The following is a 22,988-nucleotide window of genomic DNA, read 5'->3' on the forward strand; positions in this document are numbered from 1 at the left end:
GTAACCGATCCGCACCGACCCCACGGAGGAACACCATGCTCGAGGACCGTACCGTCATCGTCTCAGGAGTCGGGCCCGGACTGGGCCGGTCCATCGCCTTACGCGCGGCCCGGTCCGGTGCCGACGTCGTCCTGGCGGCACGTAACGGGGCGAGGCTGGCCGAGATCGCCGCGGAGATCGAGGCGGGCGGCCGGCGCGCGCTGGCCGTGCCGACCGACATCACCGACGAGTCCTCGGCCGCCCACCTCGTCGAGACGGCCGTCGCGGCCTTCGGGCGCGTGGACGCCCTGGTCCACAACGCTTTCGCGGCGCCGCCGCTGGTGGAGCTGGGCGAGGCCGATCCGGACGACATCCGTGCCGGGTTCGAGACGAACGTCATCGCGGCCCTGCGGCTCACCCGTCTCTGCACTTCCGCCCTCGCCGGGGCCCGCGGCTCGGTCGTGATGATCAACTCTGCGGTCGTACGCCACTCCAGGCCCCGATTCGGCGCCTACCGGATGGCCAAGGCCGCCCTTCTCTCCGCGGCACGGAGCCTGGCGACGGAGCTGGGGCCCCACGGAATCCGTGTCAACACCGTGGCGCCGGGCTACATTTGGTCCGACGCGCTGCGGGAGGGGTTCGGGCATGTCGCGGCGGAGCGGGGGGTGCCGGTGCAGCAGGTGTACGACGAGATCGCGGAGAACCTCGACCTCCGCCGGCTGCCCGAACCGGAGGAGGTCGCCGACGCGGTGCTCTTCCTCGCCTCGTCCGCCGCCCGTGCCGTCACGGGCCAGTGCCTGGACGTCAACGCCGGCGAATTCCACCACTGATGGCCCGTGCTGACGGCCCGCCCTCCGGCCCGCCTCCGGGAGGCGGGCTCCCGCACGACCACCACAGGACGACGACTTCGGAGCTCATCGTGATACGGAGTGCTGGTCGGCCCGCGGCCGCGGGCCCGGATGCGGCGCCACCACGCGCCGCCGCCACGCCGCGCGGCGTGGCGCGCCGCGCCTGGCTCGTCGGCGCGGCCGTGCTCGTGATCTTCAACTTGCTGCACGCCTTCCCGCGGTACGCGACGGGGGACCCGCACCAGGCGCGGATCCCGCTCGACCAGGGGTTCCCGGAGCACTACGGGGTATTGGTCGCCCACGTGGTGCTCGGGAACCTGTCCATGGTCACCGTCTTCCTGCAACTCCTCCCCGGGGTACGGCGCTTCCATCCGCGCGTTCACCGGATCAGCGGCCGGCTCTACGTCTTCGCCGCCGCGCTTCCCAGTGCCCTCCTCGCGCTCGTACTGCTGCCCTTCTCGAAGGCCCCGTCGGGGCAGATCGGACTGGCGACGATGGCGGCCCTCTGGATCGCCACCACGGTGGCGGGGTACGTCCGCGCCCGGCAGCGCCGCTTCCACGACCACCGGCGGTGGATGGTCTACAGCTTCGCCCTGGCCCTCGGCACGTCGTGGGGCCGGGTGCTCTCCGAAGCCATGGCCTACATCCCGGGCTTCCGGATCGATGTGCTCCCGCTGCTGGAAATATCCTCATGGCTCGGCTGGATCATCAACCTGCTGGTCGCCCACTGGTGGCTCCGGCGCAGCGCACCACCGCCCGGCCTTCCGTGACCTCGGCGGAGGCGGGCAGGCGACTCCCGGCCCCCTCCCCCGGACGACGAAGCCCGCGGTCCAGTGGACCGCGGGCTTCGTCGTCGCGCCGGAGTGTGATCGTCGTCGCGTCGGAGTAGGTCCGGCGTTCCCGTCGGCGAACGTCCGGCGTCCACCTCGGGCATACGGCGGAGCACACGCTCGGCACCCCGGCGCCGCACCCGGCGGCCCCCGCCGGGCGCGGAGCGGGGTCAGTCCGCCGCCGCGACCCGCTCCTCCTCGGCGTCCGCCGGGCCGGCCGGTGCGCCGGACCCGCCGTCCTCCGCGGCCTGTCCCGTCGGCGGCACGTGCCGGAGCAGGACCGCCACCAGGACCGCCACGATCAGGAGAACGCCGGCGCACACGGCGGCCACGGTGTTCAGTCCGCTGACGAAGGCCGCGCGCGCCGCCCCCGCCACCTCCGCCCCGAGCCCGCCGGCGAGCCGCTCGGCCGCCGACAGGGCGGCCGACAGGGTGTCGCGGGCGGCAGCCGCGACGTCCTCCGGAAGCCCGCGGGGCAGCTTGTCGGTGACCGCGCCGCGGTAGACCGCGATGGAGAGGGTGCCGAGGGCCGCGATGCCGAAGGCGAAACCGAACTGACCGCTCGTCTCGTTGATGGCCGCGGCCGATCCGGCCTTCTCGGGCGGCGCGGAGCCGATCACCAGGCCGGCGCCGAGCGTGACCATCGGTCCGGCCCCGAGGAAGACCAGGGCGAAGCCGAGGATCAGCACCCAGGGATCGTCGTTCGCGTTCATGAAGGCCATCACGAGCAGGCCGGCCACCGAGATCAGCAGGCCGCCGCCGATGACGTAGGCCGGCCGGATCCGCCGTGCCACCAGGGGGGACACGCCGAAGCTGATGGTGTTGGTGATCACCGCGGGGAGCATCCAGAGACCGGCCTGGAGGGGGGTGAGGCCGTGCGCGAGTTCCAGGTCCTGGGTGACGAAGAGCATGATCACACCCGTCAGCATCGTGCCGAAGAGCATGCCGCCGAGCGCCGTGCTGAAGGAGCGGTCCGCGAACAGCCGCAGGTCGAGGAGCGGATGGGCGAGCCGCCGCTGCCGGCGCACGAAGAAGACGGCGACGACGAGCCCGACGACGACGGCCGCGACCGGCCACGGCTTCCAGCCGTTGTTCGAGATCTCCTTCAGCCCGTAGATGACGGGGATGATGGCGGCCAGGGACTCGGCGACGCTCAGCGGGTCGAGACGCCCGGCGTCCGGGTTGCGGTACTCCGGCAGCAGGATCGGCCCGAGGACGAGCAGCAGCACCATCGCGGGCACGCCAAGGAGGAACACGGAGCCCCACCAGTAGCTGTCCAGCATCGCGCCGCCGACGATCGGCCCGATGATGGCGCCCCCGGAGAAGCACATCATCCAGATGCCGATGGCCGTGCCGCGCTGCTTGGCGTCGGTGAACATCGTGCTGATCAACGACAGCGTCGACGGCGCCAGGGTCGCGCCGGCGATGCCGAGCAGCGCGCGGGCCGCGATCAGCATCGCCGGGTTGACGGAGTAGGCGGACACCAAGGAGGCCACGCTGAAGGCCGTGGCACCGATGAGCAGCAGTTTCCGCCGCCCGATCCGGTCGCCCAAGGTGCCCATGGTGATCAGGAAACCGGCGAGCATGAACCCGTAGATGTCCGTGATCCACAGCTGCTCGACGCCGTCGGCGTGCAGGGCGGTGCTGAGCTTCGGCAGCGCGAGGAGCATGACGAACACGTCGAGGGACACCAACAGGGTCGGCAGGGCCAGGACGGCGAGCCCGATCCATTCCTTGCGGCCCGCCTTCGCGGGTGACCCTCCGGCCATGCGTTCCATTGCAGTTCCTTCCCGGTTGCGGCTGACGGGGGGCGCTGTGCGCTGCGCCCTTCGGAACTGGGTCGGAACCGTCCGCCCGGTTTCGACGTCCCGGCCCCGGGAAGTGCCGGATGAGCCGCGCCCCGTCCTCAGTAGGTCACGACCGCACGGAACCGGGCGCTCCCTTCCTCCACCCGGTCGACGGCCTCGTTGATCCGCTCGGCCGGGAACGTCTCGACGACCGGGGCCACCTTCCCCGCGGCGACGAACTGGAGCGCCTCCGCGAGCAGCTGCGGCCCGTCGTGGCTCGCTCCGATCACCCGCTGCCGCCGGGCCCACAGGGGGACGTCGGGCCCGATCGTGAAGGAGTCGACGGGGTCGATCGTGGCGAGTACGAGCCGTCCGTCCACCCGCAGTCCCTGCAGTGCGTCCGAGGCGGCCCGGTACGAGGTACCGGTGACCAGCACGACGTCCGCCCCGCCGAGGTCGCGGAGCCCGCTCCCGTCGCCGACGACGTGGTCGGCCCCCAGCCGGCGTGCCAGGTCGTGCTTGTCCGGGGACCGGGTGACCGCCACCGTCTCGAAACCGCCGGCCCGGGAGAACTGGAGGGCCAGATGTCCCAGGCCGCCGATCCCCAGGACCGCGAGACGCTCCGAGGGGGCCGGGGCCGCGGCAGCCAGGGCGCTCCACGCCGTGTACCCGGCGCACAGCATCGGGGCCGCTTGCACGTCGTCGATCCCGTCCGGGATCAGCACCGTTCCCGCGGCGTTCGCCACCACGTACTCCGCGTGTCCGCCCGGTGCGGTCATGCCGGTCAGGGCCGGCCGCTCGCAGGCCATGCCGGCGCGGCCGGAGAGCGGCGCGCCACGCCGGCAGGACGCGCACCGGCCGCAGGTGCCCTGGATCCAGGTGACGCCCACGCGGTCCCCGGGTTTTCTGCTGTCGGCTCCCGGCCCCGTCTCGACGATCTCGCCCACCGCCTCGTGGCCGATGACCGCCGGGCTCACCGCCGGGAAGTCGAAGACGCCCCGCGACAGCCAGACGTCGTTGTGGCAGAGCCCGCAGGCGCGGACTCTGACCAGGACCTGGCCCGGTCCGGGCCGGGGGATGGGGACCTCGCGGAGTTCCCACGGGGCACCCGGATACGGGATCACCGCTGCTCTCATGGTCGTCGTCGCCTTTCCCGTCGCCGTGGTCACCGGGACGTCACCGGTGCGGGGGTGGCCGTCAGCCGGACCGGAAGGCGCCGGACGCCGTTCATGATGAAGGTGACCTGCGGTTCGATTTCCTCGGGGGCGATGGCCGGCGTGAGATCCGGGAAGCGTTCGAACAGCGCCGACAGGGCGATGCGCGCCTCCATCCGGGCCAGGGGCATGCCGATGCAGCGGTGGATTCCGTGGCCGAAGGAGAGGTGGGTCCTGTCCTCGCGGGTGGCGTCGAAGGCGTCGGCCGACGCGCCGTGGACGGCCCGGTCGCGCCCGGCCGCCGCGAAGTTGACGAGGACGGGGTCGCCCCGGGCGATGGTGACCCCGCCGAGTTCGATGTCCTCGGTGGCGAACCTGAAGGGCAGATGGGCGACCGGCGCCTCGGCCCGCAGGGTCTCCTCGATCACGTCGTCCCAGGCCACCCGCCCCTGCCGGACGAGGCGCAGCTGCTCGGGGTCGGTGAGCAGCGCGCGCACCGCGTTCGCGATCAGGTTCATCACCGGTTCGGTCCCGGTGGCCAGCAGCAGGTGCAGCGTACCGACCAGTTCGGAGTCGCTGAGCCGGGCCGCGTCGTCGCGCGCCGCGATCAGGTCGCTCGTCAGGTCGTCGCCGGGCGCGCGCCGTTTGGAGTCGACGAACTCCTGCATCTCCCTGTGCCACTGTTCGACGTTCGCCGCCGCGTCCGCCGCGTCCACCGTGGTGTCGACGTTCACCTCGCCGCCGCGGAGCAGGCGGGCCCGGTCGCCGGGGGCGACGCCGAACAGGTCACAGATGACGCGGGCCGGCAGGGGGTGGGCGAAGCGCTCCTTGAGGTCGATCACCTCGCCGGGGGCGGCGGCCAGCCCGTCCAGGAGCTCGGCCGTGGCCGTCTCGATGCCGGCGCGCATGGCTTCGACGCGCCGCGGGGTGAAGGCTTTGACGATCAGCTTGCGGAGGCGGTGGTGGTCGTCGCCGTGCGCGGTCGTCAGGTTGTCCATGAGGACCCACCCGATGAGGGGGAAGTCCTCTGCGACCTCGCCGTCGGCGAGCGGCGGCCAGTGCTTGCGGGGGTCCTTGGAGAAGCGGGGGTCGGCGAGAGCGCTGCGGGCCTCCTCGTAGCCCGCCACCGACCAGGCGGCGAGTCCTCCCGGGAGTTCGATGCGGGTCACGGGTCCGCGCGCGCGGATCCGGGCGGCCTCGGCGTGGATGTCCCGACCGCGGCGGTCGATCACCACGGGGGCGCGGTCTTCCATGGGTTCCTCCTGGCAGCGTGGATGGGCGGGCCGTGGGCGGCCGCGGTCAGATGTAGAGGGTGTTGGGGTTCAGGCCGGCCAGGATGCGTCCGTACAGTTCCAGGTTCGTGTTCGGGTGGATGATCGCGTGACGGCTCATCGTCCGCATGTCACGCTCGATCCGCTGGATGGGGACGTCCGTGTAGACGGACGAGCCGCCGCTCGCCGAGCTGAGGATGTCGACCGCCTCCTGCGAACGCCGGCACACCGCCCCGAGGTCGAGGCGTACCCGCGCGCGCTCCTCCAGCGTCCACGTCTCGCCCGCCGCCGCCTTGGAGTCGAGCAGGTCGGCGGCGCGGAACACGTGGAACGCGGCCTCGTCGGTCCGCAGGGCCGCCTCAGCGAGTTGCAGATGCGTCAGCGGTGCCTCGCGCTGACTCTCGTAGTCCGTGTAGCTGATCTTCCGCCCGGGCAGCCGCTCCGTGAAGAACTCCTGCGCGGCCTTCGCCATGCCGAGGGCCGGGGCACCCACCGTCGCGCACGCGGTCGGCATGAACGGCGCACGCCACAGGGGGCGGTCGGAGTTCCGCTCCGAACCGTGCCGGCCGGCGAGCACGGGGCCCATGTGCAGCACCCGGGTGTCCGGGACGAAGACGTCCTCGGCCACGGTGGAGACGCTCCCCGACCCGCGCAGGCCGCTGGTGTGCCAGTCGTCGACGACGGTGAGGTCGGCGAGCGGAACCGCCACCATGACCGGCTGTGGCTGCCGGTCCCCGTCGACCAGCACCGCCGCGCAGGTGTTCCACGAGCTGTGCCCGGCACCGCTGTTGAACGCCCACCGGCCGTTGAGTACGACGCCGCCCTCCACCGGGACGGCCTGCACGGTGGGGCTCAGGATTCCGCTGATCCGGACGTCCGGATCGGCGAAGATCTCGTCCTGCACCTCGTCCGGGAACAGGCCGGCCATCCAGGTGCTGATGGCATAGACCGCCGTCGTCCAGGCAACGGAGGCGTCTCCACGGGCGAGTTCGGAAATCACCCCGACCGTCGTCCGCATATCCGACTCGAAACCGCCGTACCGGAGCGGTACGCGCATGCGGAGCAGGCCGGATTCGCGCAGGGCGCCCAGCACGTCGTCGTGCAACCCGCGGTTCTCCTCCATCCACACCGCGTGGCTGCGGAGCCGCGGGACCAACTCCTCCGCGCGGGACACGAGTTCCGCACCGGAAGGGACAGCAGTGAGAGTCATCGGACACTCCGTTGGAATAGTCGCGTCGAGCAGGACATACCGCGGCCGTCACCACGGCGTTCTCAGCCGTCGACAACAGTGCTATCGCCGTCTCTCGGAGGCATCTTTGGAATTGCGGCGCCCGGCCGGTGTCCCGGGGCGGCCCGGTGCCGCAATTCGGGAGATGCTCCGGCACTTCGATCCATGCGAGTCTTCCGTTCGTCGCAATTACCGAGGAAAGGAAGAGAAAATGGCCGCCGACCCCATGGAACAGAACGTGGAGAAGGTCCTCGCGGTACCCGGGCGTATCGTCGCCGCATGGCAGCAGAACGACGGTGAGGCATTCGCGGACGTGTTCGCCGAGAACGCCACCCTCGTCCTCCCCGGAACGTTTTTGGCAGGCCGACAGGCCATCCGCTCGTTCATGACCGAGGCGTTCTCCGGCCCCTTCAAGGGCACCCGGGTGACCGGCGATCCGGTTGACGTTCGGGCGTTGGGCGCCGATGCCGCCGTACTGACGACCCGGGGCGGCGTCATCCCGCCCGGCGCCACCGAACTGCCGGAGGAGAACGCCATCCACGCCACCTGGGTCCTGGTGCGGAGCGCCGGTGACTGGCTCATCGCCGCGTACCAGAACACTCCGGCCGTCACCGCACGGTCCTGACCCGACCGGCGAAGGGTGCACAAGTGACGGAGCAACGTACCGGAACGCGTGCCGTCGTACTCGGCGCGAGCATGGCGGGCCTGCTGGCGGCGCGGGTCCTCTCCGAACGGTTCGGCGAGGTCGTGGTCGTGGACCGGGACACGGTTCTCGGGGCGGACGGCCCTCGCCGGGGCGTGCCCCACGGACGCCACGCGCACGGGCTGGTCGCCCGCGGCCAGCAGATACTCGAGGAGCTGTTCCCCGGACTCACCGCGGAGCTGCGCACCGCCGGCGCCGAGCCGGGGGACTTCAACGGTGACATCCGCTGGTACTTCAACGGCCGACGGCTGCGGCCCGGCCGGTCCGGACTCGTCTCGGTGCCGGCCACCCGTCCCGTCCTGGAGTCGCATGTACGCGGCCGGGTACAGGCGCTGCCGAACGTACTCTTCCGCGAGCACACCGACATCGTCGGGCTGTCGGCCTCCCCGGACCGGCGCCGCGTCCTCGGCGCGCGGGTCCAGTCCCGCGACCGCACCGCACCCGAGCAAATCGACGCCGACCTGGTCGTCGACACCACGGGACGGGGCTCACGGACGCCCGCGTGGCTCGACGAACTGGGCTACCGGCGGCCCGACGAGGACCGCGTGAAGATCGACCTGGCGTACACGACGGCCCACTTCGAGCTGCGCGGCGACCCGCTGGGGTCCGATGTCGCGATCATCCCGGTCGCCACCCCGGCCCATCCGCGCGGTGCGCTGCTCTACCGCGTGCCGGGACGCGCGGGCTGCGTCGAGCTGTCGCTCACCGGCGTACTCGGCGACCATCCGCCGACCGACCCCGAGGGTTTCCTGCGGTACGCGGCGACACTCCCGGTTCCGGACATCCACCGCGCGGTGCGGGACGCCGAACCGCTCGACGAGCCGGTGATGTTCCGGTTCCCCATGAGCGTCCGCCGCCGTTACGAGCGGCTGACGCGTTTCCCGGAGCGGTTCCTGGTCATGGGCGACGCCGTGTGCAGCTTCAACCCGGTCTACGGGCAGGGCATGAGCGTCGCCGCGCAGGAGGCTCTGGTGCTCCGCCGCCACGTGGCGGCGGGCTCCGCGCCCGACGCCCTGGCGTACTTCCGGGACCTCGCGCGCGCCGTGGACGCGCCCTGGGACTTCTCGGCGGGCGCTGACCTCGGTTACGCGGGCGTCGAAGGCCGCCGGACGGTGAAGATCAAGTTCGCGAACGCGTACGTCGCGCGGCTCCAGGACGCCGCCGTCCACGACGCGGTGCTGGCCAACTCCTTCATGCGCGTCGCGGGGCTGGTGGACGCGCCGGCCACGCTCATGAGCCCGCACCGGGCCCTTCGTGTGCTGCGCCACAGCCTGCGCCGCGGGCGGCGGCCGGACTCCGGTTCCCGGCGCGCGGCCGGGGCGGGACCGGCGGCCTCCGGTGCCACCACCGACACTCCCGACACGTGACGACCGCCGGACCCGGAAAGGCTTTCGCATGCGCCCCTTCCGTATCGCCGTGCCACAGGCCGACATCGACGATCTCCACCGGCGGCTCGACGCGACCCGGTGGCCCGACGAGGTGCCGGGCACCGGGTGGGACCGCGGCGTGCCGCTCTCCTACCTCCGCGAACTGGCCCGGTACTGGCGGACCGGGTTCGACTGGCGCGCCGCCGAGGCACGTCTGAACCGGTATCCGCAGTATGTGACGGGGATCGACGGCAGCACCGTCCACTTCCTGCACGTCCGCTCCCCCGAGCCGGATGCCCTGCCCCTGATCGTCACGCACGGCTGGCCCGGCTCGGTCGCCGAGTTCCTGCGGGTGATCGGCCCCCTCACCGATCCCCGGCGCCACGGCGGGCGCCCGGAGGACGCCTTCCACCTCGTCGTCCCTTCGCTCCCGGGTTACGGCTTCTCCGGGCGGATACGCGATGCGGGGTGGGACGTGCGCCGGGTGGCGAAGGCGTGGGCGGAACTCATGGAGCGCCTCGGGTACACGCGGTACCTGGCGCAGGGCGGCGACTGGGGGATGCCCGTCTCGCTGGAGCTCGGGCTGGCCGCCCCGGAGCGGGTCGCCGGGGTGCACGTCAACATGTTCGCGGCGTTTCCCCCGGCTGACGCCTCCCTCGCGGACCTGGACGCACGCGACCGCTCGCGACTGGAGTTCGCCGCGCACTTCGAACAGGACGGGGCCGGCTGGCGCAAGATCCAGTCGACGCGTCCGCAGACCCTGGCCTACGCGCTGACGGACTCGCCGGCCGGGCAGCTCGCGTGGATCACGGAGAAGTTCAGGGAGTGGTCGGCCGCGAAGGAGTTCCCCGAGGAGGCGATCGACCGCGACACCCTGCTGACCAACGTCTCCGTCTACTGGTTCACCGCCACCGCGGGGTCCAGCGCCCAGCTGTATTACGAGTCGAACCACCTCGACGCGGATTTTTTGCGGACCTGGGGCGGACCGTGGCCGCTGTCCGCACCCGTGGGGGTGGCGGTGTTCCCGGCGGACGCGGTCCGGCCCGTACGGCACTTCGCCGAGGCGGCCCTGCCGACGCTGACGCACTGGACGGAGTGCGAACGGGGAGGTCACTTCGCGGCACTCGAACAACCCGAGCTCCTGGTCTCCGACGTACGCGCCTTCGCCCGCGCTCTTCGCTGACCGGACCCTGCGCTCCCGGCCGGTCCTCCCCCCGGCCGGGTCTCCCACTTCAGGAGTCGAGCCCGAAGACGGCCCCGCAACTGCTGGTTGCGGGGCCGCTTCCGGGTGGAGGCGGGTTGACGGCTTCAGGCTGGCGGACCCTTCACGCCGCTCCGCCGGCGTGGTCCGGGGCTTCCGGCTCCGGAGCCCCGCCTCCGGCGGTGGCGCTGCCGCCCCGCGGCCGCTTCTCGCGTTTCCTGCCGTGTACCAGGTCGCGTCCCGCACGGCCCAGTTCGTCGAAGCTGTCGAGGTCCGGGACCGTCCAGCCGTCCAGGCCGTACTCGTCCAGGCACGCGTCGACGAGCCCCTTGAATTCGTCGAGCCGGCCGTCCGCCGCGTGCTTGAGGAGCACTTCGATCCGCACGTTCTCGTGATTGCCCGCGTAGTTGCGCTCATAGAGTTCATGGCGCCCGCCGAACTCGGTTCCGACGGCGTCCCACAGCAGCTTCATCAGTTTGACCCGTTCGACGGCGTCCACCCCGTCCGATCCCCGGATGAAGCGGTCCAGATAAGGGCGGATCTCCGGGTTGGCGAAATCGTGAGCGGACGAGTTGAGGTAGATGAGGCCGCTGGCGACGTCCTGCAGCGCGATCTCCCGGATCCGGGGATAGCCGATCTGCATGAACCACCGGTAGGCCATCCCGTACCGCGGGTTCGGCAGGAGCGCCCCGTTCTTCCACGGCACCGGGTTGCGCGCCGCCGCGTCGGAGAGCCCCCAGAACAGGTCGCGCCAGGCCAGAACCTCGCCCAGCCGGCTCTGGACACCGCGGAAGTCACTGCTGCCCGTCGTGTCCAGGGCCTTGGACAGCAGCCCCGCCATGAAGTCGAGTTTGACCGCCAGCCGGGTGCAGCCGTGAAAGGTGAACCGCTCGATGAATCCGGATTCCCCGGAAAACCGCCTGATCTTCTCCGCTTCCCCGTAGACGAACACGTTCTCCCAGGGGATGAGCACCTTGTCCAGGACCAGGATCGCGTCGTTCTCGTCCAGGCGGGACGACAGCGGATAGTCGAACGGGCTTCCCGCGAGCGCGGCGGTGGAGCCGTACGAGGGCCGGCAGATGAGCTTCACGCCTGGCGCGCTCATGGGAACCGTCGCCACCAGGGCGAAATTCCTCTTCTTGATCGGCAGACCGTAGTGGGCGATGAAATTGTAGTGAGCCAGCGCCGACCCCGTCGCGACCGCCTTGGCGCCACTGACGACGAGACCCGCTTCGGTTTCCCGCTCGGCGTGGATGAACACGTCCTCGACCTGGTCCGGAGGCAGACTCCGGTCCACCGGTGGATGGACGATCGCGTGATTCCAGTACAGCACCCGTTCCTGCGACTCGGCGTACCAGCGCCGGGCGTTGTCGGCGAACGGACCGTAATAGTCGGCGTTGGCTCCCAACGTGCCCAGGAAGGCCGCCTTGTAGTCAGGACTGCGGCCCATCCACCCGTATCCCATACGCGCCCACGCCGCAATCGCCCGTTGGTCCCGTACGAGGTCGTCGATGCTGCGGGACACGGTGAAGAATTTGTGCGTGTATCCGTCGCTGCCGGTGTCGGTCTGCGTGACGAGTTCGTCGCGATGTTCCGGATCGTGCAACGCGTCGTACAGCCGGGCGGTCATCCGGGCCGGATTGCGGAAGGCCGGATGCGCCGTCACATCGTCGACGCGGTCGCCGTAGATATAGATCTCGCGAGGGTCGTCCCGCAGGCTGTCCAGATACTCTTCACCGGTCATCGGGCGCGTGCTGCGGCGTTCCGCCATGCGGCACTCTCCTCACTTCCGTGCGTCGCGGGTTCGAACGCCCAGAATCCCACCGGCGCACTGCCGGTACTTCTTCGAGAATGCGATGATCCGGTCCGGCGGAAACGGGCAAGGACGAAGATGCCGCCGGGCTGCCGAGCGGCCGACGATGGCTGTCGGGCAGCGGAGAACACAGGAAGGCTCTTCATGACATCCGAGCGGATCATTACGGTATGGGTGCCCCACTATCCGGTCATTCCTGACCATGCCCAGGAAATACAGGAGAAGGGAAACAGGTTCCGCGCCGCCCATCCCGGTTACCGGGTCGAGGTGCGCTCCGTCGACTGGCTCTCCTTTCCCGAGGAGGTGCACCGCGCCGCGCTGCACGGCGAACCGCCCGTACTGGCGCAGTTCTTCTACACCTCGGCCCAGGAGGCACTGGACACGCGGACGGCGTCCGGCGAGCCGCTGTTCACCCCGGTCGGTCCGGCGATCGGCGGCCGCGACGAGATCCTCGGCGAAAAGGTCGTCCTGGACGACCTCGCGCCGGCGGCCGTCCGCTACTACACACGGGACGGCGTACTCCTCGCCATGCCGTCGCTGGTCTCGACGACGCTCATGTACGCCAACACCACCCTGCTGGCCGCCGCCGGCGTCACCGATGTGCCGCGGACCTGGACGGAACTCCGGGCGGCGTGCAAGGCGGTCTCGCCACGCGGCGGTCCGGCGATCTCCTGGCCGAACCACGGCTGGATGTTCCAGCAGGCCCTCGCGCAGCAGGGCGGCCTGCTGGCCAACCACGACAACGGGCGTTCCGCCCGTGCCGACACCGTCGATCTCGTCTCGGACGAGCTGATGGCGTACGTGGACTGGTGGAAGGCGCTGCACCGCGACGGGCACTACCTGTATCTGCACCGCGGCCGGGCCGTCGACTGGGACGCCAACTTCCGGGCATTCGCCGAGCAGCGCGTCGCGTTCACCATGACGACCTCCGTGGAGGCGGAGCGCATGGTCCAGGCCGGCCACGAGGGGGGCTTCTCGGTGCGCGCGTGCCGGCTCCCCCACAACGGCGAGGCCGGGTACACGGGCAACGTGATCGGCGGTGACGCCCTGTGGCTGGCCGACGGGCTCGACGACGCCACGCGCGACGGTGCACTCGCCTTCCTGCAGTACCTCCACCGTCCGGACGCGGCGGCGGAGCGGCACCAGCGGACCCGCTTCATCCCCGTCACCGGCGCTTCCTTCCGGCTGCTCGACGCCGACGGGTGGTTCGGCCGCAACCCGCACCTGCGGGTCGCGGTGGACCAACTGGCGTCCTCGGGGGACTCGCCGGCGGCGCGGGGGGCGCTGCTCGGGGAGTTCGCCGGGATCCAGGAGTGCATGACGGACGCGATGCACGAGGTGCTCGTGGACGACGCCGCGCCCGCCACGGCCTTCCGGGCAGCGACCGCCCGCGCCCAGCGGACCCTCGACCACTACACCGCCTACTGCGAGGGGCGCACCGTCCGCGGTCCGATCTCCGTCGGATGACGTGCCGCCGGTGGGGAAGCGGAGAACGGCGGCGCGCCCCGGGCGGGGCGCGCCGCCTCGGCGTGCGCGGACGGTCCCTGGCGCTCCGCCCGCCGCCCCCTCCGCCGACGTGCCCCGGGCACCGCTGCTCCGTACGTGGTGCGCGAGAGCCGGGCCCGCTGTGTGCCACACGGCGAAAGGGGCCGCCGGTCCGCGGCCGGGCGGCCCCTCGGCGCCTCTTCACGCGCTGCTAGGCGGCCACCTGGCCGGGGCCGGGCTTCATGGCCGCGAACAGTTCGGGCGCCACGTCCTCGGCCATGGCCGTCGCCGACTGCCAGGCGATGTCGTGTGCCGTGCCGACGCCGCCGCAGAGCAGCAGGAACCGTGTCAGGCCGGCGGACAGCAGCGCGTCCAGCTTTTCCCGCACCGTGTCGGCCGATCCGACGAGAGCGAACGGATTCTTGACGAAGAAGTCGTCCGGCGCTTCACGCACCGCGGTGATGCCCATGCGTTCCCGCGCCTCGGGCGAATCCAGCGGGCTTTCGCCGGGCGCGGCGCCGGCCATCCGGGCGAGGTGGCCCGCTGCCGCCTCGACGTGTGAGATGAAACCGCTGCGCACGATTTCGGCGGCTTCCCGGTCGGTGTCCGCGACAACGGTGAAACAGCTCGCCATGACATTGGCCATCGACAGATGATGCCCGTTTTCCCGGCCGATCTCGATGTACCGCCGCAGGCGCGGGATCATCTCGTCCACACCGACGGTGGTCAGCCCGCCGGCGGACGGGTTGATGTTCAGCCCGGTGAAGGTCCCCAGGCCGCGGCGTGCCGCGGCGGCGAACGACTCGTCCGAGCCCGCCGCGGCCCATATCGGCACCCGCTTCTGCACCGGGCGGGGCCACACCGTGACCTTGGCGACCGCCACGTCCGGCAGGAAGGTCGCCGACGATGTCGTCAGGTCGGCCCGCTCCACCGGGTGATCGACCGTGTTGAGGCAGCCGTTGACGAGGTCCATCGCGTGGGCCTGCGCGGTACGGTCGCCGATGCGGCCGAGACCGACCTCCAGTCGTCCGCCGGAGAGCACATCGACCATGGCGAGCTGCTCGGCGAGTTCCATCGGGTGGTGCAGAAGGGGAAGGTTCGCGCCCGAGACGATACGAGCCGTTGTCGTCCGCGCGGCGAGCGCGGCGAGGATGATGTTCGGGTGCGGGCAGGGTGACGAAGGGCCGAAGTGTTCCGGCATGCTGACACCGGCGTAACCGAGCCGTTCCGCCTCGGCACAGTGGTCGAGATAGCTCTCGTAGAGCCGGGCCCCGAGCACGGGGTCCCATTCCTCCGGTATGCGCGAGCCCGGTGGCGCATATGTGAGGTTGTCCCAGTAGACGAACTTGACGATTTCCGGGTCGTCGCCAATCGCACTCATGCCGCTGTTACTCCTCAATTCGTGGGAACGGTTCTCGTCGTATTCACGGGTAATGTACGCGCGCGGAAACTGACCGCTCATCTTCCGAATTGCCCGGGGCGGACCGCGGAAAATCTCGTACGGGCGGGGAGATGACCGTGACCGCCGGGACGGCACTCCGCGGCCCGGTTCGTCGTCGCGTGTCCGGACGCCGTGCTGCCGGGCGTCTCTCAACTCGGCCGGAACCGCGGGGCGTCCGGGTTCCGGACCACCTCCCGCAGGACCCGCGTGTAGTCCCGGGCCGCGTCGGCGATGGTGCTCTCGTCGAAGAGGTTGCTGTTGTACTGGACGGCCGCGACCACGTCTCCGGCCGGGTCGAGGTTCAGCGTCCACAGCGCCCCGTTGGGCACGTCCGACCCCAGGGGCTGCGACCGCAGCCGCCGGCGCACCTCGGAGAACTCGATGCCGCCCGCCTTCTCGCCGTCCAGCAGGTACGGGAACGGGAAGACCTGGAACACCCACGCCGCGCGCCCGTCCTCCAGCGTCCGGTCCATGAGGCCGTCGGCCACGCCGGCCACCCGCATGAACGGGGTGTCGTGCGCGTACGCCGCCAGGCAGCTCCGCCGGACCCCCTCCACGACGTCCCGGAAGCTGTCGCAGCCGGCCAGTTCGGTGCGCACCGGAAGGTAGTTGAAGAACAGGCCGACCGTGCCGTGGAAGTCCTCGTCCGCACGTCCGGGCGAGAACGTCGGTACGACGAGGTCGGTGAGGCCCTCCCGTCGGTGCAGAAACACCTTGAAGGCCGCCATTAACACCATGAACGGGGTACAGCGGTGGGCCCTCGCCAGATCGAGCGCCGATTCCACCACGTCGGCGCCGACGGCGAACCGGTGGATCGCGGTGGACTCCGGACGTCCGGTGGACTTGAGGTGGTCGACGGGGACCGAGACGGCCGACGCGCCGCGCAGGTTGTCGCGCCAGAACTCCAGTGCGCGCCGCGCGTCCGGACCCGTCGCGTCCGCGCGTTGCCGGGCGGCGAACTCGCGGTACTGGCGCACCGGTCGCGGGAACGCGCCGAGTCCCCGGCGCGCCGCGTAGCACTCGGCGAGGTCGCGTACGACGATGCGCACCGACCAGCCGTCCGCCGCCGTGTGGTGGACGGCCAGCACGAGCAGGGCGTCCTCTTCGTCGAACCGGGCCAGGACCGCCCGCAGCAGCGGTGGCTGCCGGGCGCTGACCGCGCCGGACTCCACCTCGATCAGCAGGTCCTCCACGGCCCGCGTGCGCTCGGCCGCCCCGAGTCCGGGCAGATGCCGTTCCTCCAGTGCGGGCGGCGACGGCGCGAGCACCCGCTGGCTCGGCGGGTCCTCGTCGCGGGCGATGACGGTGCGCAGGGCCTCGTGGCGGGTGACGACGTCCAGCAGAGCCGCCCGGAGCGCCTCCCCGTCCAGCGCCCCGCGCAGGCGCCAGCCGTGGACGATGTGGAACCGCGGGCCGAACGGCCCCTCCTGGTCCCCGCGGTCGAAACCGCAGATGAATTCCTGATTGAAGGAGAGCGGGACATTCACGAGCATCCTCCCCGGGACCGTCCGCGGTCCCCATTCCTGGAAAACTCAACCGCCGGGTGACGCTAGCGAGTTCGCCGACCGGCCGGTACTTCCACCGTGCCGACTTTCCGGGCGGCAACCGCAAGGTGCGAGATGCCCTGCGGGCGGGCCCTCGGGAGGCTGGTTCCGACCGTTCGCCACGAGCCCGAAGGAACCGCCCATGGACACGGAATCAGCCGTCGCCGCCACCCCGCCACCGCCGGAACCGGGCGTCGGCCCGGACGCGCTCGTCGCCCGGGCCAGGGCTCTCGCACCGAAGCTGGTCGAACGGCAGGCGGACACCGAGCGGCGCACGTTCTACGCGCCGGACGTCCATGAGGAATTCCGCCGCGCCGGGTTCTACCGCATTCTCGTTCCGCGCGCCTTCGGCGGTTATCAATGCGGCGTCGAGACGTTCCTCCGCGTCACGATGGAACTGGCCCGCGCGTGCCCGTCCACCGGATGGATGTACTGCCTCGGGGCGGCCCATGCCCTGCCCGCCGCCTCCCTGTTCGACGCTGCGGCGCAGGCCGAGATATTCGCCGGCGGCGATTTCGTCTGCCCGGCCACCATTACGCCCGGCGGCTCGGCGGAGCGCCTCGACGACGGGCACTGGAGGATCAGCGGAACGTGGCGGTACTGCTCCGGTTCTCCGTACGCCACCCACTTCATGGCCCATGTCATGGTGCCGGGGCAGGACGGCGGCCAGGCCCCGATGCTGTTCATCGCCCCACGTGACCGGTGGCGCCGGCTCGACGACTGGGGGCAGCAGCTCGGCCTGAGAGGCAGCGGATCGCACGGCATCACCCTGCGCGACGCCCGTATCCCGGACCGTTTCACCCTGCCCGGTACCCACATGAGCGAGGCGGACGCATCCTCGGCACCCGGCCGGCACCTGCACGACGATCCGGAGTACGGGGGCGCGCAGTTCGGTTTCATGCTGCTCGAAGTCGCCGCGCTGGCCGTGGGCATGGCCCGCGGGGCCCTCGACGCCTACGCGGAACTGATGCGGACGCGCCCGGTCACGCTGATGCCCTCGGTGTGCCGCGCCGACGATCCGGACCACCAGCTCTGGTACGGCGAGGCGGCGGGGATGGTCACGACCGCCGAGGCGGCGGTGCTGAACGCCGTTCAGCAGTGGAGCGGGCTGTGCGCCCGGCCGCCCGCCGACTTCACCCGGGCCCGGGACCTGGCCATCGCGGCGATCTGCCGGGAGGCCATCCGGCTGTGCTGGAGCGCGGTCGAAGGCCGGCTGTTCCCGACAGCTGGGTCCAGCGCGGTCCGGCACGGGGAACGCATCGAACGGGTCTGGCGCGACCTGTCCACCCTCCACAGTCACGCGGGGGTCGGCGTCCTCCTGGCGGCCGTGACGCCCAGGGAACTGGCGCGGGCCCTCGTCAAGGCGCCCGCGGAGGGACAGTCGTGAGCGGCGGGGCGGGTGGCGCCGCTCCCCCGCTCCCGCGCCCGGGGAGCGACGCGTACGCGGCGGCGGTCCGAGCCTTCAACCTGGCCGCACCGCTCCGCCCGGACGCGGCGGTCGTCGTGCGGTCGGTGGACGACATCCGGCTCGCCCTGGGCCGTGCCGAGGCCGAGGGGCTGCGTCCGCGTGTCCACACCACGGGGCACGCGGCGGGCTCGGCCGGTCCCATGGCGGGCGCGCTCCTCCTCCGGGTGGCCCCCCTCGGCCACGTCGAGGTCGATCCCTTCCGGCGTACCGCCCGCATACCCGCCGGCACACCGTGGTCGGCGGTCGTGGCGGAGGCGGCCGCCCACCGGCTCGCGGTCGCGCACGGCTCGTCACCGACCGTGGGTGCGGTGGGCTACCTGCTGCGCGGCGGGGTGAGCTTCTACGGGCGGTCCACCGGCCTCGCCTCCAACCGGGTCCGCGCCATCGAACTGGTCACCGCGGACGGGCGGCTCCGGCGTGCCGGCCGGGACTCCGATCAGGAGCTGTTGTGGGCTCTACGCGGGGGTGGCGGCGGCTTCGGGGTCGTGACATCCGTGGAGATCGAGCTGCTGCCGATCCGCCGCGTCGTCGCCGGGACGGCGTTCTGGCCCGCCGAGCACGCCGGGCAGCTCCTCGCCACCTGGCTCCGCTGGTGCCGGACCGCCCCGCCAGAGGCAACGACTTCACTGCGCGTCATGAACCTGCCGCCCGTACCGGGCATTCCCCCGTCGCTCACCGAAGGACCCGTACTCGGAGTGGACGGGGTGGTCATCGCGCCGGACGACGACCTCGACCGCGCCCACCGCGTCACCGCCGGTCTCCTCGGTCCGCTGCGCGCCGTCGCGGACCCGCTCCTGGACACCTGGTCGGACAGCACACCGGAGGCAGTGCCCGCCGTGCACATGGACCCGGTCGATCCCGTGCCGGTGCACGGTGACCACATGCTGCTGGCGGATCCGGGGCCCACCGGGGCCGAGGCGTTCCTCCACGTCGCGGGAGCCGACTCCGGCTCACCACTGGTCAGCGCCGAACTCCGACATCTGGGCGCCGCGTTGGGGCGGCCGGACGCACATGGCGGCGTCCTCGATCACCTGGCCGCGTCGTTCGCCTACATCGGCGCGGGAATCGCGGACGGCCCCGCGGCACGGAACGCCGTCGCCGCGCACCACCGCCGTGTCCGCACCGCACTGCGCCCCTGGGACACCGGGCGCACGGCGCCCACCTTCGTCGAGACCGCGGAACAGCCGCAGTGCCACCTGGAGCCGGCGCAGATCCACGAGGTGGACCGGATCCGGGCGCGCGTCGACCCGGACGGCGTGTTCCGGCGCGATGTCATGCGCGGGACATCGGCGCGCTGACGGCTGCGGTTCGTTTCCGGCGGGAGAGGACCAGGCCCGGCGGGCCGAGGCGCGTGCCGGGCGGCCGAAGGCCGGTGCGTCCCCGGCACGCGCCTCGGGCGGGGATTCACGGCCGTCGCAGCACCGACGCCGACATGGCGTCCCGCCTCTCACAGGCCCGACACCGCGCGGACGTTGGACAATCACCGTACTCGCAGACCACCACGTCGGCGCGGGCGTTGGACGAGCACAACACCCGCAGCTCCGACGTCGGCGCCGCGTCGAAGGACCACGTAACTCACAGTCCCCTGACCGCTGGACCGTCCGCGCTTCCATCCGCCCCCCACTACCGCCCCCGCGCCTCCATCCGAGCCCCGGGCCCACCTGCCGCCGTCCCGCCGTCCCCCACCGGGCCGCTGCCCCACAAGACCGCGGGAATGCCCGCGAAGTCCCGCCCGTCGGACGGGTCCCTCCGCAGGCACCCCCATGAGAACACCGGCCCCGCTCAGCCGCGGGCGCGTTGCGTGAACTGGCCGGGCTTGCGTCCCGGTCCCGCCGACCCGCGGTACGCCTGTGCGATGTTCAGCCACTGGTCCGCCACCGGGCCCGACGCGCTGAGCGCGAGATCGTCGCGGTGGCGGCGGCGCGTGGCCAGCAGGCAGAGGTCGACCGCGGGCCCCGAGACGCACGCGTCCGCCTCCGGCTCTCCGAACACCCACTCGGCTCCGGACGGCCCGGTCACCTCGAACCGCAGGCCCCGCTCCGGCACCGGAAGATCCCGCGACCGGTACCCGAAGTCCCAGGTCAGTGCCACGAAACCGGCGACGTGCCGGATCCGGTCCGTCCTTTCCGGGGCCCTACCGCGAGCGTCGGCGACGTCCTGGCCGTGGGCGAACAGCTCCATCATCCCGGCCGCGGCGAGGACGCCGGCCGGGATCGGCCGTACCAGCCAGGGGACGATCCTTTCGGGCGGCAGGGCGGACAGCGCCCGTTCCGTCGCCGCGCGCTGCGCGCGCCACTGGTCGAGCAGCTTCGCGTTGCCGTTGCCCAGGTACGGCAGCAGGCCCGCCTGGACGGCGTCGTCGAAGGAGCCCTTCAGGCCGCCGATGACGGCTCCGAACGCCCGCGGTGCCGCCGCGGCCTTCTCGGCCAGCGAGAAGACCATCGTCAGGTGCGCGATCTGGTGCGCGACGGTCCACCCGGGGGCCGGGGTCCCGGTCTCCCACTGGGAGTCGTCCAGCCCGTCCACCAGCCCGTCGACCCACGCCCCCTCCAGGACCAGGTCGTCGAACACGTCACGTTGCGGCCCCATGGCGCTGCCTTCCGGTCGGATGCACTTCCTCCCGTCAGTCTGCTGGCCTGCCCCGTCCGACACTTCTCCCGCCATGCTGTCCTCCGGCGCACCAACCGCCGCTGCGCAACCGGGGAGAAGCGGACCTCCGACGTGCCGCCGCACGATGAACCAGCCACCGACACACAGGGGAGGACACATGGCGAGGGCCCTGCGCTCGCTGCGCCGGACGCTGTTCGCGCCGCCGCTCGACGAGGTCTCCTTCGCTCGGCGCGGCTTCCCGCCGCTGCCCGCGAACAGTCCCGCCGACGCTCTGCAGGCCGTACCCCGCGCCGTCGTCTGCGGTTTCGAGTGGGCCATGGAGGCCGGCGGCCTGCCGGAGCTGACCCACCGTCTGGAGCTGATCGACGCCGAGCAGCGTGGTTTCGCCTACGAGGGCGCCACCATGGCGTGCACGGTGCTGGACACAGCCCGTCCGGGCCACGGCAGCCGCACCCGCGAGCTGCTCCAGGGCCCCGGCCGGCCCCACGTGCTGCTCGCCTACATCGGCATGGGCTTCGCCATGGCCCGGCTGCCGAGAGTGCTGTGGAAGAAAGTGCTCCCCGACCTGCCCGGCCAGCCCTGGCACCCCGTCATGAGCTGGCTCGCGGTGGACGGTTACGGTTTCGACCTCGCCTACTTCCATACCCGGCGCTGGGTCGACGAGCAGCGGATCCCGCCCGCGTACCCGTGGCTGGGCGCGCCCGGCTACTTCCCGCGCGCCGTCGACCAGGGCATCGGCCGCGCCCTCTGGTTCATCCACGGCGCCCGCCCCGAGCGGATCGACACCGCCGTCCGCGCCTTCGCCGCGCGACGGCGGCCGGACCTGTGGAGCGGGGTCGGGCTCGCCGCGGCCTTCGCTGGCGGCTGCGGGGCCGACACCTTCGAGACGCTGCTGCGGGTCGCCGGGGAGCACCGGGCGGAGTTGGGCCAGGGGGCGGTCTTCGCCGTCCGCGCCCGCGACCTGGCCGGCTTCGTGCCACCGCACACCACTGTCGCGGCCCGGGTCCTGACGGGGCTCTCGGTGCCGGGCGCGGTCACCCTCGCCGACTCGTGCGCGGTCCGGGACCCCGTCGCCGGGCCGGTACCCGCCTATGAGCACTGGCGGCGTGCGATCCGCGCCCGCCTCACGCCGGGCGCTCCCGGCCCGGCGGACCAGCGGGCCGATGGCCCGTGAGCCCGCACCGACGACCGATGGATTCCGGGGGAAACCCGGGGACGACCCACGGAGATTGGGGACGCACATGCCGAGCGCACTGGGCCGACTGCGAAGCAGGCTGCTGACGCCGAGCGTCACACAGACCCTGCTGGAGACCCGCGGCTTCCACCGTAAGTCGCCCGACGCCCAGCGGCTGCTGGAGACCATCGGGGCACGCTTCCTGGAAGGCTACGGGCACGCCGTGGCCGCGAGCACCGCCGACGAGGCCGAACGCGATCTGGAGGCGATCCCGGAGCGGTTTCGCGGCTTCGCCTACGAGGGCGCGGGCATGGGCGCGGCAATGCGCGACGCCCTGCCCGGCCTGGGCCGCGGCCACGTGGACCGGCTGCTCGCCGGGCGGGGCGCCGCCCACCAGTACATGATCTACGTCGGTGTCGGCTGGTCCATGGGCCGGCTGCCGCGCCGCCTGTGGGCCGATGTGGACGCCCTGGACCCGCTGCTGCGCTGGCTGGTGCTGGACGGGTACGGCTTCCACCAGGCGTACTTCCACACCGAACGCTACGTGCGGCGGCAGTACCGCGGCCCCCGTTTCCCCTGGCCCGCGCACGACCATCCGGACTACACCGGCAACGCCATCGACCAGGGCATCGGCCGGGCACTGTGGTTCGTCTGCGGGACCGACCCCGACCTGGTCGCCACCACCGTCGAGAAGTTCCCCGCGTCCCGCCACGACGACCTCTACGGCGGCGCGGGGCTCGCCGCGACCTACGCGGGCGGGTGCGACAGCGCCGAGCTGACGGTTCTGCGGGACCGGGCCGGTGAGCACCGCGGCGCCCTCGCCCAGGGCAGCGCCTTCGCCGCGGAGGCCCGGCTGCGGGCCGGCCTGTACGTGCCGCACACCGCGCCGGCCACCCGGGTGTTCTGCGGAATGGAACCCGAAGAGGCCGCCGCCGTCACGCGGGAGGTCCGCCCGGAGGAAGCGGCTGCGGGGCCGCTGCCGGCGTACGAGGAGTGGCGTAACGCCATCGCCGAACGGATCACCGGCATCGGGACGGGGCCCCGGTGACCGTGACGCCCCGTACGGCACCGCGCGGCTACGCTTC

General features: G+C 72.1%; 18 protein-coding genes. 10 read left to right on the top strand and 8 right to left on the bottom strand.

Annotated features, from left to right (window positions below):
• The first annotated feature begins 35 nt into the window (after positions 1-35).
• Positions 36-809, top strand: coding sequence for an SDR family oxidoreductase (locus A6A06_RS27920; RefSeq protein WP_073764396.1), 774 nt, complete (start codon positions 36-38; stop codon positions 807-809).
• A gap of 167 nt (positions 810-976) precedes the next feature.
• Positions 977-1,597, top strand: coding sequence for a DUF2306 domain-containing protein (locus tag A6A06_RS27925; RefSeq protein ID WP_073764397.1), 621 nt, complete (start codon positions 977-979; stop codon positions 1,595-1,597).
• Between the two features lie 230 nt (positions 1,598-1,827).
• Here A6A06_RS27925 and A6A06_RS27930 read toward each other — a convergent pair whose 3' ends face one another.
• From A6A06_RS27930 to A6A06_RS27945, 4 genes are all read right to left on the bottom strand, one after another.
• A complete protein-coding gene (locus A6A06_RS27930; protein WP_073764759.1) occupies positions 1,828-3,426 on the bottom strand; it encodes an MFS transporter in 1,599 nt (532 codons plus the stop codon).
• Between the two features lie 137 nt (positions 3,427-3,563).
• The gene (locus A6A06_RS27935) at positions 3,564-4,580 is read right to left on the bottom strand and encodes an alcohol dehydrogenase catalytic domain-containing protein (protein ID WP_073764761.1); all 1,017 of its coding nucleotides are present in this window, start codon (positions 4,578-4,580) and stop codon (positions 3,564-3,566) included.
• 29 nt (positions 4,581-4,609) lie between these two features.
• Positions 4,610-5,851 (bottom strand): cytochrome P450 family protein, encoded by a 1,242-nt coding sequence (locus tag A6A06_RS27940; RefSeq protein WP_073764398.1) that lies wholly within the window; start codon positions 5,849-5,851, stop codon positions 4,610-4,612.
• A 46-nt stretch (positions 5,852-5,897) separates the two neighbouring features.
• The gene (locus A6A06_RS27945; RefSeq protein WP_073764399.1) at positions 5,898-7,079 is read right to left on the bottom strand and encodes an acyl-CoA dehydrogenase family protein; all 1,182 of its coding nucleotides are present in this window, start codon (positions 7,077-7,079) and stop codon (positions 5,898-5,900) included.
• A 229-nt stretch (positions 7,080-7,308) separates the two neighbouring features.
• Here A6A06_RS27945 and A6A06_RS27950 point away from each other — a divergent pair, with 229 nt between their 5' ends.
• Genes A6A06_RS27950 through A6A06_RS27960 form a run of 3 tightly spaced genes read left to right on the top strand, consistent with a single transcriptional unit; the run spans position 7,309 to position 10,350 of the window.
• Entirely contained in the window at positions 7,309-7,722 is a 414-nt protein-coding gene (locus A6A06_RS27950) for an SgcJ/EcaC family oxidoreductase (RefSeq protein ID WP_073764400.1), read from the top strand.
• Positions 7,723-7,745: 23 nt separating this feature from the next.
• Positions 7,746-9,167 (top strand): FAD-dependent oxidoreductase, encoded by a 1,422-nt coding sequence (locus tag A6A06_RS27955; RefSeq protein WP_073764401.1) that lies wholly within the window; start codon positions 7,746-7,748, stop codon positions 9,165-9,167.
• A gap of 28 nt (positions 9,168-9,195) precedes the next feature.
• Complete coding sequence (locus tag A6A06_RS27960; protein ID WP_073764402.1) at positions 9,196-10,350, top strand: epoxide hydrolase family protein; 1,155 nt, start codon at positions 9,196-9,198, stop codon at positions 10,348-10,350.
• A 142-nt stretch (positions 10,351-10,492) separates the two neighbouring features.
• On the opposite strand, the gene A6A06_RS27965 is transcribed toward A6A06_RS27960, so the two are convergent.
• Complete coding sequence (locus A6A06_RS27965; protein WP_242440974.1) at positions 10,493-12,112, bottom strand: 4-hydroxyphenylacetate 3-hydroxylase family protein; 1,620 nt, start codon at positions 12,110-12,112, stop codon at positions 10,493-10,495.
• A gap of 213 nt (positions 12,113-12,325) precedes the next feature.
• Here A6A06_RS27965 and A6A06_RS27970 point away from each other — a divergent pair, with 213 nt between their 5' ends.
• Positions 12,326-13,648, top strand: coding sequence for an extracellular solute-binding protein (locus A6A06_RS27970; RefSeq protein WP_073764403.1), 1,323 nt, complete (start codon positions 12,326-12,328; stop codon positions 13,646-13,648).
• Positions 13,649-13,877: 229 nt separating this feature from the next.
• Here A6A06_RS27970 and A6A06_RS27975 read toward each other — a convergent pair whose 3' ends face one another.
• Both A6A06_RS27975 and A6A06_RS27980 read right to left on the bottom strand, forming a co-directional pair.
• Positions 13,878-15,047, bottom strand: a complete 1,170-nt coding sequence (locus A6A06_RS27975) for an LLM class flavin-dependent oxidoreductase (RefSeq protein WP_073764404.1) — start codon at positions 15,045-15,047, stop codon at positions 13,878-13,880.
• A 209-nt stretch (positions 15,048-15,256) separates the two neighbouring features.
• Positions 15,257-16,594, bottom strand: coding sequence for a condensation domain-containing protein (locus A6A06_RS27980; protein ID WP_199931197.1), 1,338 nt, complete (start codon positions 16,592-16,594; stop codon positions 15,257-15,259).
• Positions 16,595-16,793: 199 nt separating this feature from the next.
• Here A6A06_RS27980 and A6A06_RS27985 point away from each other — a divergent pair, with 199 nt between their 5' ends.
• Together A6A06_RS27985 and A6A06_RS27990 are read left to right on the top strand one after the other, a co-directional pair.
• Positions 16,794-18,038 (top strand): acyl-CoA dehydrogenase family protein, encoded by a 1,245-nt coding sequence (locus tag A6A06_RS27985; RefSeq protein ID WP_073764406.1) that lies wholly within the window; start codon positions 16,794-16,796, stop codon positions 18,036-18,038.
• Positions 18,035-19,417 (top strand): FAD-binding oxidoreductase, encoded by a 1,383-nt coding sequence (locus A6A06_RS27990; protein ID WP_073764407.1) that lies wholly within the window; start codon positions 18,035-18,037, stop codon positions 19,415-19,417. The genes A6A06_RS27985 and A6A06_RS27990 overlap by 4 nt, the downstream gene beginning before the upstream one ends.
• 484 nt (positions 19,418-19,901) lie before the next feature.
• Here the strand turns inward: A6A06_RS27990 and A6A06_RS27995 are convergent, their stop codons facing one another.
• Positions 19,902-20,708, bottom strand: a complete 807-nt coding sequence (locus A6A06_RS27995) for a TIGR03084 family metal-binding protein (protein ID WP_073764408.1) — start codon at positions 20,706-20,708, stop codon at positions 19,902-19,904.
• 178 nt (positions 20,709-20,886) lie between these two features.
• Here A6A06_RS27995 and A6A06_RS28000 point away from each other — a divergent pair, with 178 nt between their 5' ends.
• Together A6A06_RS28000 and A6A06_RS28005 are read left to right on the top strand one after the other, a co-directional pair.
• Complete coding sequence (locus A6A06_RS28000) at positions 20,887-21,903, top strand: DUF1702 family protein (RefSeq protein WP_073764409.1); 1,017 nt, start codon at positions 20,887-20,889, stop codon at positions 21,901-21,903.
• Positions 21,904-21,970: 67 nt separating this feature from the next.
• Positions 21,971-22,951 (top strand): DUF1702 family protein, encoded by a 981-nt coding sequence (locus tag A6A06_RS28005; RefSeq protein ID WP_073764410.1) that lies wholly within the window; start codon positions 21,971-21,973, stop codon positions 22,949-22,951.
• Positions 22,952-22,988 lie beyond the last annotated feature (37 nt).

Source organism: Streptomyces sp. CB02923 (assembly GCF_001905005.1).
Taxonomy (GTDB): Bacteria; Actinomycetota; Actinomycetes; order Streptomycetales; family Streptomycetaceae; genus Streptomyces.